Below are 16383 nucleotides of genomic sequence, written 5' to 3' on the forward strand. Positions count from 1 at the left end.
ATCCTGTCCTCCTTACTGACGATCATATGCCTTTACTGTCAGACTCTTGCCGTTCACAGTAAATCTGGCATAACTTTTACCATCTTCCGTCTTAATATAATAAGTACCATTTGGAAGATAGAGCGTATCTCCTGATTCATATCCATACGCATTTGCACCATTCACATCTACCCAATATCCAAATGATGTGGCTGTACTCTTTTCCGGATCCGGAACGATCGTTACCGGATAGACCGGAAGTGTCACATCAAAAGTCATCGGCTCATCACCGGAATTCACCGGACATTTCTGATTGTAAAACGTATACTTTGCTGTATGACTTGCATTATAAAAGGTAATATTATAATTTCCCGGAATAATGGTATAAGACATTGTACCATCTTGTATTGAACCACTGGTAGAACTCAATTCCTGTGATGGATCATCCGAATATCCATGAAAGGAATAAGTTCCTCTTCGGATCGGATCACCATTTGCATCCCGGACAATCGCACTGATATGTGCTCCATCAATAATGGTATATGTAATTGTCGCAACCGTATATAGGGCCGGGTTATTCTTATCTGTTGCCTTAACCTGAATCTGATATTCGCCTGCATCTACATTTTCAAATGATACACTCATATAGCCTGATGTCCAGATTGTCGCCTGGAAAAGTTCATAATCACCCCCGACTAATTCATATGTATACTGCCCACTTCCACCGTATACATCATATGGCTTATGATAGACGCCATTCTCCCGTGAAAAATACTGACATGTCGTACTACGTGAATACAACTGGTTTTCATCATAGATTATCCAGATAATGGTCGTCTGATATTTATTTCCCAGTTCGTCCTCACAGGTCAACAGGCTCTGAATCTCACCTGCTTCTGTCGGTGATCCTTGGTTTCTGCCTGAACTACCTGATACGGTTTCTTATAGGTACCATATGAATACTGCTTCGCAAAGATCTCAAAGTCTGCCTTTGTGAGTACGACTGCCTTGGAAAGAGTGATTTCTATGCTCTCCACTCCAACTACCTTCATACTTTTGATCGCATAGTCCGGTGCAGCCGGAGTTGGAGCAACCGGCTTTGCTGCAGATGCTTTCTTTACTGTTACCTTGCAGGCGGCCTTCTTTCCGGAGCCATCCTTTGCTGTTGCCGTAATCGTGACGGTTCCTGCTTTCTTTGCCTTTACAACACCCTTGCTGGTTACAGTTGCAACCTTCTTATTGGATGACTTCCATACGACTGCCTTGCTGCTGGCTTTCTTCGGTGTAACCGTTGCCTTTAAGGTCTGCTTTTTGCCGACTGCCATTGTAGACTTGGTCTTATTCAGCTTTACCTTAGTAACCGGTGTACCGACGGTTACTGTGATCGTGCATTTTTTCTTTTTATTTGCCTTTGAGATCACATAGATCTTAGCGGTTCCTTTTTTTTTCGCTGTGATCTTACCCTTTGCATTTACCGTTGCAATCTTTTTATTGCTTGTCTTATAGGTAACCTTCTTTGAAGCTTTTCCTGTTACGGTTACCTTTGATTTCAAGGTAAATGTTTTTCCTTTTTTGAGTGTCAGTTGTTTTGCCGGCAGGTTGGTAACCGCTACAGATTTTACTTTACCGGTTGCCGCACTTACTTCCGTATCCGGAACCGTAAGTATGGACACTGCTACTGCTGCTGCGATCACAACTGCCAGAATGCGTTTTAACACTGACATTCTTGCGTGTTTTTTCATAAAATGTCCTCCCTTTAATTTACTGTGCCACTACATGTGCGGTCACTGTTGCAGACCGTGTAGTATTCGTAACTGATATCTTGAGTGTTGCCTGATAGGTTACCCCATTTTTCTCTGCTGTACTGGTCAGTGTATAACTTCCAACCGGAAGATACAGATACTCACCTTTTCCTCTCAAAGTACCATCTGCTTCTTCCCATTCTCCAAAAGATGAAGCACTTAATGCTGTATTATCTGATGCAACCGTGATCTGATATAACGGAAGCACGATCTGGTAATTATTGCTTGTTGATGCACTTACTGTATAATTTTCAAGATATTTTTCTACCCCTCCGGCCTTATTTACCACTCTTATGTCGTAATTGCCTTCCGGGACATCAAAATATACCGTTCCGGTACTACTATTGTACTTTCCAATCTCTTTTTTCAGATCAATGGAGTATGCCCGATCCGTCCACCTGGACTTGATATAACACAAAAAGGTATCTGAAACTGTATTCTTGATCTTATGACCATCCAGATCCACAAATGTTCCTTTCACACGAATTCCCTTTGTAATGACAAATGTCACTGTACAGTATGTAAAAATAGAGGAATCTTTCTTGTCTGTGATCTTTACTTTCATAGAATAAGTTCCCGCCTGCCTGGTATCTATCGTACCATAAGCATAAAATCCATCCGGTGTCAGTTCCATGCAGTCTGCCTTCGAAACAACTTCATATGTGTAAGTACTGCTTCCGCCTCGTGGCAGAATCTGCGCATCTTCTTTGGATGTATACGCACCATCCGGTTTACCGGCGGCTGCATCCGGATTCTTTAAATTCCCATATTGTATAATATCTTCTGCAACGATTGTCTGATCATCCCATACCTTCCAGGTGATCGTATGATGTATCTTATTTCCAAGTTCATCTACTACATCGATCTTTGTTGTATAGATCCCGCTCGCAGTAAGTACGCCTGTAAATTCAAGATAATTTGAATTACTGCCTGTCTGTACCTCTTTATAAGAAACGCCCGGCGGCAGTTCTCCAACTGTAAAAACAGCAAGTCCTGATATATCCGGTTTATAATAGGTTACATCCTTCTTTGTGTTGAATCCGTCACCCTTTGCAAATATCTTTACTTCGCTGGTCGTTATTGTACTGGCAGCTTTTCGATATACCGCTTCTTTACTGGTCTTCAATTTTGGAACAGATACCTGAACCATATTACTGTTAAAGAGCACATCCTGTCTGTTCAAATGAATCCGATATGTGATCTGATCTGTTGTTGTCACACTGTCAAGTACGCATTTTCTTACATATTTACCATATCCATTCACTTTACTGGAAACTGTAAAATCCGATGCTTTTAATGCCTGTTTGGCACTAAGTACCACCTGAATATCTGCATTTCCAAGGATCGTCAGACTCTTGATCACAGTCGGTGCTGTTGGTTCCGGATCTGCAGGTTTTACTGTCGTTTTCTTCTTTACTGTGATCTTGCAGGCTGCTTTCTTACCGGAGCCATCCTTTGCCGTCGCAGTGATCGTAACCGTTCCGGCTTTCTTTGCTTTTACAACACCTTTGCTTGTAACCGTTGCAACCTTCTTATTGGATGACTTCCATACGACTGCCCTGCTGCTTGCTTTCTTCGGTGTGACCGTTGCCTTTAAGGTCTGCTTTTTTCCGACTGTCATTGTTGATTTCGTCTTGTTCAGCTTCACCTTGGTAACCGGTGTTCCGACCGTTACCGTGATCGTGCATTTTTTCTTCTTATCTGCCTTTGAGATCACATAGATCTTTGCTGTTCCTTTTTTCTTTGCTGTGATCTTACCTTTTGCATTCACTGCCACAACCTTTTTGTTGCTTGTCTTATAAGTAACCTTCTTTGAAATTTTTCCGGTTACTGTTACCTTGGGCTTTAAAGTAAATGTTTTTCCTTTTTTCAGTGTCAGCTGCTTTGCCGGAAGATTGGATACCGCTACCTTTGTTACCTTACCCCCTGCCGCATAACTTTCTGTCTGTGGAATGGTAAGAATGGATACTGCCACCGCTGCTGCGATCACCCATACAAGTATTCTTCTTACCCGTGAATTTCTTCGTCTTTCCTTCATTTATACTCTCCTTCCATATTTCTTCAGACTCATGTAACATCCATCCCCATATCTTATTCTTTTACATAAGCATATGCTGTTTTATTGCTGCCATTCACGGTTATATCCACATAAAAGACATATTTTGTGCCATTCACCGTACCGGTACAGCTTAGATGATAAGTTCCGTTTGGAAGGTATTGTGTTGTTCCTTCATTGTAATATTTCGATCCGGCTACATCGTGCCAGGTAGCGAATTTCGTAAATCCCTGTACTTCTTCCGGCGCATTTGGGTCCATCTCAATCTTGATCTTATAAACCGGAAGTGTAACATCAAACATCATCTTCAGATCCGTATCCGTCGATGTCTGCCCTTCCTTTCTTGGTAATGCTGTCAGATTATAAATACTCTTGCTTACAGACCCGCTTCGATCGGATATCGTGATATCATATATGCCGCTTTCCAGACCTTCATTGTAAAACGTACCATCATATTTTTTGGTACTGAGATTATAGGTGCTATACCTTACTCCGCTTATCGTATTTGAATATTCCGCATATTTATTCTTATTAATTATTGAATAACGGTACTGCTCTATCGGATCTCCGTTCGCATCTCTTACAATTCCCTTGATATAATAGGAATCTACAATTGTAAAAGTAAGTGTTCCCGTTCCTGTCTTTGTACCATCCTTCTGATCTATGACACGGATACGGATCTTATATACCCCTGATGCAATCCCTTTTGCATTGATATTGATCTTATCTCCATCATCTGTAATCTTACAGTTATCCAGGATCGCACTGTCACTTTCTGCTCTTATGATCTCATATGTATAAGAACCGCTTCCTCCATATGCATACACCGGTGTAAATAAACTACTCCAATCAGTATTTATTGCCCCTTCTTCTTTATCACATACGATCAGATTGTTCTCGTCATATATGATCCAACGGATTGTCAAACGATATTTACTGCCAATCTCATCTTCGTAAACCAGAACGCTGTCATACACCCCGGCCTTTCTCGGTGATCCTGAAAATTCCATCACCCGTTTCGTTGCCTCTGTTGTGACCTCATATTGAATACCGGCAGGAAGCCCGCTGATCGAATAATTCGCATAACCTGTTCCCAGTCTCTGTCTTATATCTTTTACTGTAGCTCCTACTTTATATGATAATGTTACAGAATTTTCGACATTGTATGTATCTTCCATATACACACACTCTTTTGACAACTTTAACTTTGGTACCTCTACCTTGATATAAAGCCCTTTGCCAAATACCATATCTCCCGTGATATAGACCTTGTAAGTAATGGAATCCTTTGTCGTTACCTGACTCACTGTATATTTCTTCAGATAGTCTGCACTTTCATATCGTTTTGCCCACACATTAAAATCTGCTGCCGTAAGTACTGTTGCCTTTGTAAAGGTAACCTCCATCATATCACCCTGTACGATCTTCACACTCTTGATACCAAGCGGCGTTACTGGAACTGGATTGTCCGGTTTCGCTGCAGACGCTTTCTTCACTGTTACCTTGCAGGATGCCTTCTTACCGGAGCCATCCTTTGCTGTTGCTGTGATCGTAACGGTTCCTGCTTTCTTTGCCTTTACAACACCCTTGCTGGTTACAGTTGCAACCTTCTTATTGGATGACTTCCATACGACTGCCTTGCTGCTGGCTTTCTTCGGTGTAACCGTTGCCTTTAAGGTCTGCTTTTTGCCAATTGTCATCGTGGACTTGGTCTTGTTCAGCTTTACCTTGGTAACCGGTGTATCGACTGTCACTGTGACCGTGCATTTTTTCTTCTTATCTGCCTTTGAGATCACATAGATCTTAGCGGTTCCTTTTTTCTTCGCTGTGATCTTGCCCTTTGCATTTACCGTCGCAATCTTTTTATTGCTTGTCTTATATGTAACCTTCTTTGAAGCCTTTCCGGTTACTGTTACCTTTGATTTTAAGGTAAATGTCTTTCCTTTTTTAAGTGTCAGTTGTTTTGCCGGCAGATTTGTGACTGCCACAGATCTTACTTTACCGGTCGCCGCACTTACTTCCACATCCTGAACCGTAAGTATGGAAACCGCTACTGCTGCTGCGATCACAATTGCCAGAATACGTTTTAATACTGACATTTTCGTATGTTTTTTCATAAAATAGTCTCCCCTTTTATTTATTGAGCCACTACATGGGCGGTTACCATATTGGCCCGTGTAGTATTTGTAACTGATATCTTAAGAGTTGCCTGATAGGTTACCCCATCTTTCTCCGCGGTACCGGTCAGTGTATAATTGCCAACCGCCAGATAGAGGTATCCGCCTTTTCCCTGTACAACTCCATTCTCATCCTTCCACTCTCCCATTTCGCTAAGATCTGCAAAATCCGTATTATCCGACACGACAGTCTGCTGATATACAGGAAGAGCAAACGTAACTTCATTCGTAGCTGCACTTACAAAATAATCACTTGCATAGGCTCCTGTTCCGCCTCTTTCATCCTCAATCGAGATATCATAGACTCCTTCCGGTACATAGCTGTATATTGCCATTCCATCGCTAATCTCCCCGACCTCTCGTGCATAGCTGATCTCACTGTATGAATTATCCTTCCACTGGGATTTAAGTCTGCACAAATAAGTATCTATACCGGTATATTTGATCTTATTCCCATCCAGATCGGTAGCTGTAATCTGGAGCAGGACTCCCGGCTTTATAACAAAGGTTACTGTACAGTATGTGAAAACACTGGCATCCCTGCTGTCAGAGATCTTTATCTTCATGGTATATTCACCAGCCTGATCTGTATCAATCGAACAATACTGTACTCCGGTTGTTGACATCACCAAATCCAGACAATCTGCTTTTGACACAACTTCATATTTGTAACTGCCATTTCCACCAATAGGACTTATCTGTGCTCCATGCTTTACTGTATAAGTTCCATTTGGTTTGTTTGGAGCTGGAAAACTCAGACATCCATATTTTGTAATATCCTGTGCTATGACTGTCCTTTCATCATATACTTTCCATACCTTGATATAATGAATCTTATTTCCAAATTCATCTACGACATCAACCTTTGTCTCCCAAATTCCTGTCTCTTTCAGGGTACCATAAAACTGCAGATAACCGGATTGATCTGCGTCATCTACCACCTTGTATGAAAGACCGGTTGGAAGATTGCTTACTGTATATACTGCATAGCCCTGTACATCCGGATCATAAACTCCTGAAGTATCTGAGGAACTGGTCCCTACCACTGTTCCTTTCTTACGTCGTACTTCCGATCTTATTGTTATCTCTGTCGGCTTTGTCCGATATGTCAGTTCTTTTGTACTGTTTAATGTCGGAACAGATACCTGAACAATATCTCCATTATAAAAAATATCCTGTTTGTCCAGATAAAGCTTATATGTAATGTTATCTGTTGTTTCCAGATGATCGATCACACATTTTCTTACAAAGCTTCCGTATCCATATACCTTACTGGATACCGCGAAATCCGATGTCTGTAATACTTTTGCTTTATTTAATGTCACCTGAAGCACTGCTTTATTCACAATACTCACGTTCTGGATCACAACCGGTACTTCCGGAACAACCGGAGTCACCGCCGCTTTCTTCACAGTGATCTTACAGGCTGCTTTCTTACCGGAACCATCCTTTGCTGTCGCTGTGATCGTAACGGTTCCCGCTTTCTTTGCCTTTACGACACCTTTGCTTGTAACGGTTGCAACCTTGGTATTTGAACTTTTCCAAATGATTCCTTTATTGCTTGGTTTCTTTGGTGAAAGGGTTGTCTTTAAGGTCAGTGATTTACCAACATTTAAGTTTGCCTTTGTCTTATTTAACTTCACCTTGGTAACCGGGGTACCGACCGTAACCGTGATCGTACATTTTTTCTTCTTATCTGCTTTGGAAATAACATAGATCTTGGCGGTTCCTTTTTTCTTCGCTGTGATCTTCCCCTTGGTATTTACAGTCACGATCTTTTTATTGCTTGTTTTAAATGTGACTTTCTTTGATATCTTACCGGTCGTTGTTACCTTCGTCTTTAATGTAAAAGTTTTGCCCTTTTTCAATGTAAGCTGCTTTGCCGGCAGATTCGTAACCGCTATGGTTTTGATCTTACCACCGGCTGCATAGCTCTCTGTCTGTGGGACAGTAAGAATGGATACTGCAACTGCGATCGCTATCACCCATGCCAGAAATCTTTTCACAGACAAATTATATCGTCTTTCTTTCATCTATACTCTCCTTCTGTAGATTCCCTAATCTATTCTCATACGAACCTTATTCTTTGACATATGCATATGCGGTCGTATTACTTCCGTTCACCGTCACATCCAGATAAAAATTATAAATTTCACCACTTATACTCTTTCGACAGGTTAAATGATGAGTTCCATTTTCCAGATAAACAATTTTGCTAGATCCGTAATAACTTCCGTCTGAAACATCCTGCCAATTGCCAAAACCGGTTATATTTTTCACTGCATCCGGTACATCCGGGTCCAGCTCTATAGTAACCTTATATACGGGAAGTGTGACATCAAATGACCAGACCGGATACACATCATCTGTTCCATATGCCGCTTTCTGAGTCTTCAGATTATAAACAGTAGTACTTACTGTTCCACTATAACTGGATACCGTAACATCATAAGTACCGGCTTCCAGATCCTGCATTAAAATGGCTCCATCCTTACCAACACCATTCCATCTGCCACTTACCTCATCCGTATACTCCGCATATTCATTTTGGTTCTTCATAGTGAATTGAAAACTGGTCAGTGGATCGCCATTTGCATCTTTTACTTTTCCCTGTAAATAACCACCTTCTATAATTTTTAGTGTAAGAGTTCCTGTGCTTGTCATAGAAGTGTCTGTCTTATCTGTCGCACGGATACGAAGCTTGTAGGTTCCGACCGACAGTTTTGGGGATGATACCTGTATCCCGGCTCCACCATTGATAAGTGAAGAAACTGCTAATGCAGCGCTGTCACTGCCTTCTTGTAGAAGCTCATATGTGTAATCACTTGTAGAAGTTCCGTTTCCGCCATATACCGCAAGCTGTGGAAGCGTAGTTCCCCACGCAGTTGTCAGAACCTTTTCCGTATCCTTTACAAGCAGTTCCGTTCCATCATAAACCAGCCAGATGATAGTCATACTGAATTTGTTACCAAGTTCATCTTCATAGACTAATTTACTTGTATATTTTCCTTTCTTTGTCACATTACCGTTAAATTTAAGTGTACATGTGGCAGCAGCTGTCTTGATCTGATATCTAACCCCTGCCGGCAGTCCGCTGACAGAGCAATTGGAATAGCCCTTTCCAAGTGTCTGACTCTCATCAACAGAATCTCCAAGTTTGTATACATATGTTTCTGATTTTTCTATCGTATAAGTTTCATCCCGATAGATACATTCTCTTGACAGATTTAATTTGGGAACTACTACTTTTATATAGGAGTTTTTCTGTAACACCGAATCTCCTGTAAGCTTAATCTTATAAGTAAGCGAATCCGTTGTTGTTATCTGTCCGATCGTATACTGTTTCAGATAGTCTGCACTTTCATATTTCTTTGCCCATACCTGAAAGTCCGAAGCCGTGAGTGCGGCCTGCTTTGTTAATGTAACGGTTAACAGATCCGGCTGTGCTATATTCAGGCTCTTAACGATCAGCGGTTCTTCCGGTGTTGGCATCGGTATGATCGAAGCTGCTTTCTTCACTGTAATCTTACAGGTGGCTTTCTTACCGGAGCCATCCTTTGCTGTTGCTGTGATCGTAGCTGTTCCTGCTTTCTTTGCCTTTACAACACCCTTGCTGGTTACAGTTGCAACCTTCTTATTGGATGACTTCCATACGACTGCCTTGCTACTGGCTTTCTTCGGTGTAACCGTTGCCTTTAAGGTCTGCTTTTTGCCAATTGTCATCGTGGACTTGGTTTTGTTCAGCTTTACCTTGGTAACCGGTGTACCGACTGTCACTGTGACCGTGCATTTTTTCTTCTTATCTGCCTTTGAGATCACATAGATCTTAGCGGTTCCTTTTTTCTTCGCTGTAATCTTGCCTTTTGCATTTACCGTCGCAATCTTTTTATTGCTTGTCTTATATGTAACCTTCTTTGAAGCCTTTCCGGTTACGGTTACCTTTGATTTTAAGGTAAATGTCTTTCCTTTTTTTAGTGTCAGTTGTTTTGCCGGCAGGTTTGTGACTGCCACCGTTTTTACCTTGCCACCGGCTGCATACGATTCCTGTACCGGCACTGTCAGGATCGAGACAGCTACCGCAAATGCCAGAGCCAAGGCAAAAAACCTTTTTATCATTGTTGTTCTTCCGTTTTTCATTCATACCTCCCTGTAAAAATACCTTGTTTTTATGTTATTCTGCGTCTTTTTCTGCTATATAGACATATAGTTTCATTATATCTGACGCCCAACATAAAAACAAGGTAACGCATTCTATTTATACAAAATATCCAGTTGTTTTTGTGCAGTTTTTCCATTGTGCCTGTTGGTGGATAATACAAATCAAATTCCCTCTATAAATGACTTATTGCGGTTTCGATTCGCTGATTCTATATCTTCAGACAGGCACTATAACAAGAACCGGATCTCCCTTGTAACATGACATCCGCGAGCATTTCGACAGGAGAAGTAAATTGCCGGTAAATACGGGTGCCTGTTTGAGCCGAAGGCGAGTTGGCACAGGAGTATTTACGAATAAGGCATTTACTTCGAATCGAAAGCACAGCAAGTCATTTACAATGGGGTATCCGGTTCTTGTTATAGGGCCGTCCGCTGTGCTTTGAGTCGAAAGCGCAGCAAGTCATTTATAGAGGGCATCATATTTATGTCATAGACCCAATAGGTGTATTCCTACTTATCTTCGGCAACTGTTATTACAAGCTGGGATACATCGTAGCCGGTTTTTCTGGTTACGATGTCTTCCACCTGTGCCCGTTCGGTGTCGGACAGGTTTGCAACAGGAAGTGTAACATCGACGGTATCATCATTTACGGTTACGATGCAGTCGGTATAGCCTTTTGCTGTCAGGACGGTTTCTGCATCTGTCTCTTTCTCGATCGTATCGGTAAGTTTAACATAGCTGCTTACTGCTTCGTCTTTTGCTGCACTGTCCATCGTTTCATCGTTGATGATCGCAAGCAATGCTTCTTTGCTTCTTGCGCGGCTCTGCTCCCGGTTCAGTTTTGCAGTTGCGAGATTCGTTCTCATTGCCTGTGCACTGGTAAGAACTGCTTCTCCTATGTCTTCTTCATCACTGTTTAACTCCACATTTTCCTCTAAAGCCGCCTGTTCCAGATATGTAGGATCGATATTCTCCGATGCAGCTTCTCCGCCTGCTTCTGTATTATCCGCAGCTCCCATCACTTCTTTATCTGCCTGATCTGTAAGCTCTTTTTCTGAAGTGTCGGAAGCGTCAGCTTTCTCACTATCATAGCTGATAACTTCGGCATCCGCATTTGTCTCCTTTGCCTTTTGCCGCAACAGGTCGTCTCTTTTTCCTGCATTGAAATTCAGATAGCCTGCAACTCCGATCATAACCGACAGGGCAAGTATCACCAGACGGTTTTTCTTAAAGATCTTTTTCTTCATCCATATCCTCCATGCTTTATTCTTGTTCTAATACAACTATCTTATGCGCCGGAACATCAAATAATGCCTGCACCGCTTCGGTTATTTTTATCGCAATCGTCGGATCGGAAGCACCTGTACAACTGACCAGAACGCCTTCAATCTCCGGCTCCAGTGTTTTGCTCACATAGGGATATTCGCCGCTGTCTGCATTTGTCATAACAGAAGTCTCACTCCTGCTCTTCTGACTGCTGCCATCTGACTCACTATCGGACTTCGTCACATCTTTTTCTATAATTTTTTCACCGCCATCTTTTAATGTGATCATGACACTTACCGTTCCAACGCCCTTCACCTGAGACAATATCCCACGCAGCTTCTCCTCCTGAAATGCTATATAATCTTCATAACTGCTGTTTGCCGATGATTCTTCTCCTGAAATTCCCTGTCCATTGTCTGAGGCATACTCTCCGTTCTGTTGTTTTCCGGTCATTCCACCGGACGTTTTATCCTGCTTCGTTCCGGTTAAAGCATCAAGTCCGGAAAATCCGTTTTCCTTATCAGACGGCCAGAGAATAACCAGCAGACAAATACCTGCAAGCAAAATTCCCATGCACTTTCGAAATGCCGCATTTTTGTCTTTTTTCAGTTCCTGCAGCTTTTGTTTGATGTTATTCCATATTCCTTCCATGTTCTCTCACTCCATTATATGTAACATGTCCGCTTTTAGTACATGTTATTTTGCCTGATATCCATTTACAAATACTTTGATCCTGTCCTCACTGATCTTATACTCTTTTGCGATCTCCTGACGGAGCTTTTCTATCTCCACTGTTGTATTTGCTGCAATGCCAGATACTCTCTCTTTTTCTGTTGTATCTGCTGCGCGATCGAATGATTTCTCTTTCTCTGCTGTTTTTTCACTTACAATATTGTCTTCAATGTCATTCTTTGTATCTAATTCTCCGGTTATAACATCAACCTCAACCGCTGTGATCGTATAGTTCTCATCAAAGGTGATCACTACCTTGCTATCCAGCTGAAACACATCACGCAAATGATCTTCAATCATCGTCTCCATGACATCTGTATAATATGTAACATCGCCATTTCCCGGTGCGCCTGCAACAGATTCATAGTAATAATCAAAGCTTAGAATATCATTTAAGCCACCCGCACTTAATACAGGTGTCAGAACAATGATCGCCAATACAAAACCAACCGCTGTCTGCATGTATTTTCTGTATTTTTCATCCGGAAGCAAGAAAAATACCAGCGAGGAGAATAATATAAAAAGGACGATATTTTTGATCCAGGCTAACAACATATAGCGCTCCTTTCCAATAATTGCCACCAAACGGCTATACATGTGTCTGAATGGACAACTTGACTTACCAATATTCCATCCAGACACATGCATAACCAGCTTTTCACCTCGCAAGCAACGTCATGAGTGTGAGGGAGATGATAAATAAAAAGGAAGCACACCAGATGCCACGCAGCATCAGTCCGATGGTCTGTGCCATAATGTTAATGCCGTCGGAAAACCGTTTATCTCCCAAGGGCTGCACAAATGCGGATACGATACGGAGAGTCAGATAGATCACTGCGATCTTGGTAACCGGCAGAAGCACCGCTAGTAGTACAACGACTGCACCTGCAATCCCGATCGCATTCTTTAATACCATCCCGGAACCGAGCAGGATATCCGAGACATTCTTAACCGTATTTCCACCCGGCAGCATCCCAAAGGCTTTTAAGACGGCATTTCTCTCCAGCTTGTCCACCGATGGAACGATCACTCCCTTTATCACATTCATTCCGGTTACGACTGCAAACATGGTTTTCAGGATCCATCCTGCAATATTCCTCAATAACGTAACTGTCCTTGAAAAATGATCCTCGGCATTTAACTTATTCACAAGCCCGACCACGCCACTGCATTTGGCAAGCGGAAATACGATCTGAACGATCACCTTCTCGCACAGAAAAATGATCAGCACCGTGATCTGATAGGTAAATTCCGCCGTACCTGCACCATTTGTATAGGAGACAGCCAACGTATAAGCAGGTATAAAGGTGATCATCAGATCCGTAAGATCCGAGACTGCCGACACCGCTATATCGGAAACGATCGCAAACATTCCAAGCAGGATGGATACCACCATCAGATAGGTGACGAAGAATCCGTTTCCACCTACCATCTTTCCAAACTTTCCGGACAGATTCGTGAACACCGAACCAAGAACGACAACGGCAAGAAGCTGAAGGAGCAGGCGGTTATTGCTTTTTATCTCTCCTGTAAGTGTCTGCTGTATGGTTTCCAGACTGTAGTCAAGAATCCCCTGAAGATCCCCATTTCGGATATAGGATACGACCTTCTGAAAGGAAAATCCTACCTGTTCTTCTGTCAGCATGTCCATCTCGTCAAAAGTGTTTTCGTCAAGTCCCAGATCTGTCTCATCCACATCCGATATATCTGTATCCACATCTGCCATTTTCATATTCGGTCTTCGATATCCAGCGAACTCTCCCGATTCGGTATTTATAAGTTCCGGGACAAACCCGGGCGATCTTCCATTACCCGATTCCTGCATAGCAAACGTTTTCTGCTTCTTCCCTGCAATTAACACTACTGCGATTATGATCAGTCCTGCCACAACGCCCGCTATAATCATTTTCGTTTTTTGTCCTCTCATAGTTCTACCCCATCAGACGAACAACCATATCGATCAAATGGAACAGGATCGGCAGACTCATCACCACCATTGTCACCCGTCCGGCAAGCTCAATATGTGAAGCGATCGCACCATAGCCTGCATCCTTACAGATATTTGTCGCAAATTCACAGATATAGGAAATGCCAAGCATCTTAAGCAGGATCGATATATACTCCATATTGATATTGATGTAACCTGTGATGCGGTCGATGGAATCCAGTACATTTCCAAGTCTTCCTATGATAAAGCTGACAATAAATAAACACGCTCCAATACTTAAGAGCGTGCTGTATTCTGCATTCATTTTCTTTAGTTTTATCGCGACCAGAACGACCAGAACCGATGCCATACATACCGTAACAAGACTCATGCCTTTTCTCCCCTATCCACCGATATTTACAAGCTTCATAATGTCATTAAAGAATTCTACGATATATGGAATGATCCACGAAAGTACAAGAATCAGTCCTGCCAGATTCAGCAGGAATGCCAGCTCGTCCTTCCCCGAATGCTTTAATATCTGATTCAACAGTGCTACAAGGATTCCTACCGCACCTATCTTCAATAATAACTGTATCGTCATAAGCTCCTGCCACCCTTACCCTATCAGTATTATCAAAAAGATCCCTCCGAGTAATCCAAGTGATCTGGATACTTTATTTATCCTGCGTGCCCTGTCCTTTTGTTCTTCATACTCTGTCTGCATGTTCTGCTCCCACAGCTTCAGATTCCTGATCTGCATATCGACATCCATATAACACAGCCATTTTCCAAGCTCTTTTACCGCACCGATCTGTGCGTCCGTCAGATAGCTGTGTTCCTCAAGACTTCCGATACTGCCTGTCCAGATCTGCTCAAAAGAAGAAGCATACTCCTCCGTCCGAAACTGCAAAGCCAGCCCGGCAAGCCAGTCTCCGATCCTTCCCCCTGCTTTATCCGATCCTTCCCGGATGATCTCTGTGATCTCCGATGCACTGTATGCCAGATGTCCATTTGCCATCCGAACAAATATCAGAAGCTCGTAGATATCTTCCACGCGCCGGTTCTGATAAACTCCTATCGTCTTTCCTATCCCATAGGAGGCTGCGACCACCAGAAGCATTCCAAGAATCTTTATATATAACATATGTACGCCTCCCTGCACTTATGACAGTTCTGCTACAGCCGCTTCATTTTCATATGCCGATGTCAGGCGTTCATCCTTTGCCATAAAGAGAACACTTCCCCGATCGTCAAATATCGTCCGGATCTCTCCTGTCCGTTTGCGATTACTGAGTACGATATACCGTTCAAATACCCTCTCATCGACCAGCTTCCGAAGTCCCGGACGATTTCTGATATCATCAATGGAATTGCCATGCACGGTTGCGATCAGCTTACAGCCGCAGTTGATCACGCTGTAGATCGCATCGATATCATCCCGGCTGCCGATCTCATCCACCGCTATGATCTGCGGTGACATCGAACGAAGCAGCATCAGCATTCCATAAGATTTTGGACAACAGTCAAGAATATCTGTCCGTATGCCGATATCATTTTGTGGTACTCCTTTATAACAGGCTCCGATCTCAGATCGTTCATCTACGACACCGATAGTATTTCCTTTGAATCCCGGAAATCCATCTGACAACATCCGGATCATATCTCTAAGAAGTGTGGTTTTGCCACATCGCGGTGGGGAAATGATCAGTGTATGAAATGTCTCATTTCCATTTATTATGTACGGAAGGACCTTCTTACAGCATCCCTTTACCTGATGTGACAAACGGATATTGATAAATGATATATGTCTGACACTTTTGATCATTCCAGATTCCAGAATGACTTTTCCTGCAAGCCCTACACGATGTCCCCCTTGGATCGTTATAAACCCCTGCCGGATCTCATCCTCATATGCATAGAGTGAATAGTTACTGATATATTCCAGCGTTTCCCTGATATCGGCAGGTGCTACCATATATGCTTTCTTACATTCTGTGGTTCGCTTTCCCTTCTCCGTCACAAAATATTCCCGATTATCATAGATCACGATCAAGGGTTCATTCATCCTAAGCCTTATCTCCTGAAGCTTGTTATAATCATATATCTCACTCGAAAATATTCTCCTTAACGCTACGGATAATATCTTCAATATCTCATTCTCTCTGCTTTTTTCCAAACTGATCCACCTCATGCATATGTCATCTGTAACCATTTTCACCTGTCAGTTCCATCATCTGCCAATACTCGAAAAGCATCTGCTTTTCTGATATGATCTGATACCT

15 protein-coding genes are annotated in these 16383 nt (G+C 42.4%); 1 reads left to right on the plus strand and 14 read right to left on the minus strand.

Going from position 1 to position 16383, the window contains the following annotated elements; genetic code table 11:
* Positions 1–12 precede the first annotated feature (12 nt).
* From WKT03_RS05775 to WKT03_RS05800, 6 genes are read right to left on the minus strand one after another with little or no spacing between them, the layout of a single operon-like run.
* A complete protein-coding gene (locus WKT03_RS05775) occupies positions 13–852 on the minus strand; it encodes a cadherin repeat domain-containing protein (protein ID WP_340391140.1) in 840 nt (279 codons plus the stop codon).
* The gene (locus tag WKT03_RS05780) at positions 849–1721 is read right to left on the minus strand and encodes an Ig-like domain-containing protein (RefSeq protein ID WP_340391142.1); all 873 of its coding nucleotides are present in this window, start codon (positions 1719–1721) and stop codon (positions 849–851) included. Before WKT03_RS05780 ends, WKT03_RS05775 begins: the two co-directional genes overlap by 4 nt.
* Before the next feature lie 19 nt (positions 1722–1740).
* The gene (locus WKT03_RS05785; protein ID WP_340391143.1) at positions 1741–3819 is read right to left on the minus strand and encodes an Ig-like domain-containing protein; all 2079 of its coding nucleotides are present in this window, start codon (positions 3817–3819) and stop codon (positions 1741–1743) included.
* Between the two features lie 53 nt (positions 3820–3872).
* A complete protein-coding gene (locus tag WKT03_RS05790) occupies positions 3873–5954 on the minus strand; it encodes an Ig-like domain-containing protein (RefSeq protein ID WP_340391144.1) in 2082 nt (693 codons plus the stop codon).
* A gap of 20 nt (positions 5955–5974) precedes the next feature.
* The gene (locus tag WKT03_RS05795; protein WP_340391146.1) at positions 5975–8047 is read right to left on the minus strand and encodes an Ig-like domain-containing protein; all 2073 of its coding nucleotides are present in this window, start codon (positions 8045–8047) and stop codon (positions 5975–5977) included.
* Positions 8048–8093: 46 nt separating this feature from the next.
* Positions 8094–10151 (minus strand): Ig-like domain-containing protein, encoded by a 2058-nt coding sequence (locus WKT03_RS05800; protein WP_340391149.1) that lies wholly within the window; start codon positions 10149–10151, stop codon positions 8094–8096.
* A 314-nt stretch (positions 10152–10465) separates the two neighbouring features.
* Between WKT03_RS05800 and WKT03_RS05805 the strand changes: the two genes are divergently transcribed.
* Positions 10466–10615, plus strand: coding sequence for a hypothetical protein (locus WKT03_RS05805; protein WP_340391151.1), 150 nt, complete (start codon positions 10466–10468; stop codon positions 10613–10615).
* Positions 10616–10682: 67 nt separating this feature from the next.
* On the opposite strand, the gene WKT03_RS05810 is transcribed toward WKT03_RS05805, so the two are convergent.
* From WKT03_RS05810 to spoIIIAA, 8 genes are all read right to left on the minus strand, one after another.
* Positions 10683–11420 (minus strand): SpoIIIAH-like family protein, encoded by a 738-nt coding sequence (locus WKT03_RS05810; protein WP_340391152.1) that lies wholly within the window; start codon positions 11418–11420, stop codon positions 10683–10685.
* Between the two features lie 16 nt (positions 11421–11436).
* On the minus strand, positions 11437–12090 hold the full coding sequence (locus WKT03_RS05815; RefSeq protein WP_340391154.1) for a hypothetical protein: 654 nt from the start codon (positions 12088–12090) through the stop codon (positions 11437–11439).
* Between the two features lie 45 nt (positions 12091–12135).
* The gene (locus WKT03_RS05820) at positions 12136–12726 is read right to left on the minus strand and encodes a stage III sporulation protein AF (protein WP_340391155.1); all 591 of its coding nucleotides are present in this window, start codon (positions 12724–12726) and stop codon (positions 12136–12138) included.
* Between the two features lie 103 nt (positions 12727–12829).
* A complete protein-coding gene (locus WKT03_RS05825; protein ID WP_340391156.1) occupies positions 12830–14098 on the minus strand; it encodes a stage III sporulation protein AE in 1269 nt (422 codons plus the stop codon).
* Positions 14099–14102: 4 nt separating this feature from the next.
* Positions 14103–14489 (minus strand): SpoIIIAC/SpoIIIAD family protein, encoded by a 387-nt coding sequence (locus WKT03_RS05830; protein WP_340391158.1) that lies wholly within the window; start codon positions 14487–14489, stop codon positions 14103–14105.
* A gap of 12 nt (positions 14490–14501) precedes the next feature.
* Positions 14502–14702, minus strand: a complete 201-nt coding sequence (gene spoIIIAC, locus WKT03_RS05835; RefSeq protein WP_008401466.1) for a stage III sporulation protein AC — start codon at positions 14700–14702, stop codon at positions 14502–14504.
* Positions 14703–14717: 15 nt separating this feature from the next.
* On the minus strand, positions 14718–15245 hold the full coding sequence (locus tag WKT03_RS05840) for a stage III sporulation protein AB (RefSeq protein ID WP_340391159.1): 528 nt from the start codon (positions 15243–15245) through the stop codon (positions 14718–14720).
* Between the two features lie 18 nt (positions 15246–15263).
* Complete coding sequence (gene spoIIIAA / locus WKT03_RS05845; protein WP_445293044.1) at positions 15264–16292, minus strand: stage III sporulation protein AA; 1029 nt, start codon at positions 16290–16292, stop codon at positions 15264–15266.
* Positions 16293–16383: the final 91 nt, after the last annotated feature.

The organism is Coprococcus sp. HCN-4056 (assembly GCF_037892645.1).
GTDB classification, from domain to species: domain Bacteria; phylum Bacillota; class Clostridia; order Lachnospirales; family Lachnospiraceae; genus Coprococcus; species Coprococcus ammoniilyticus.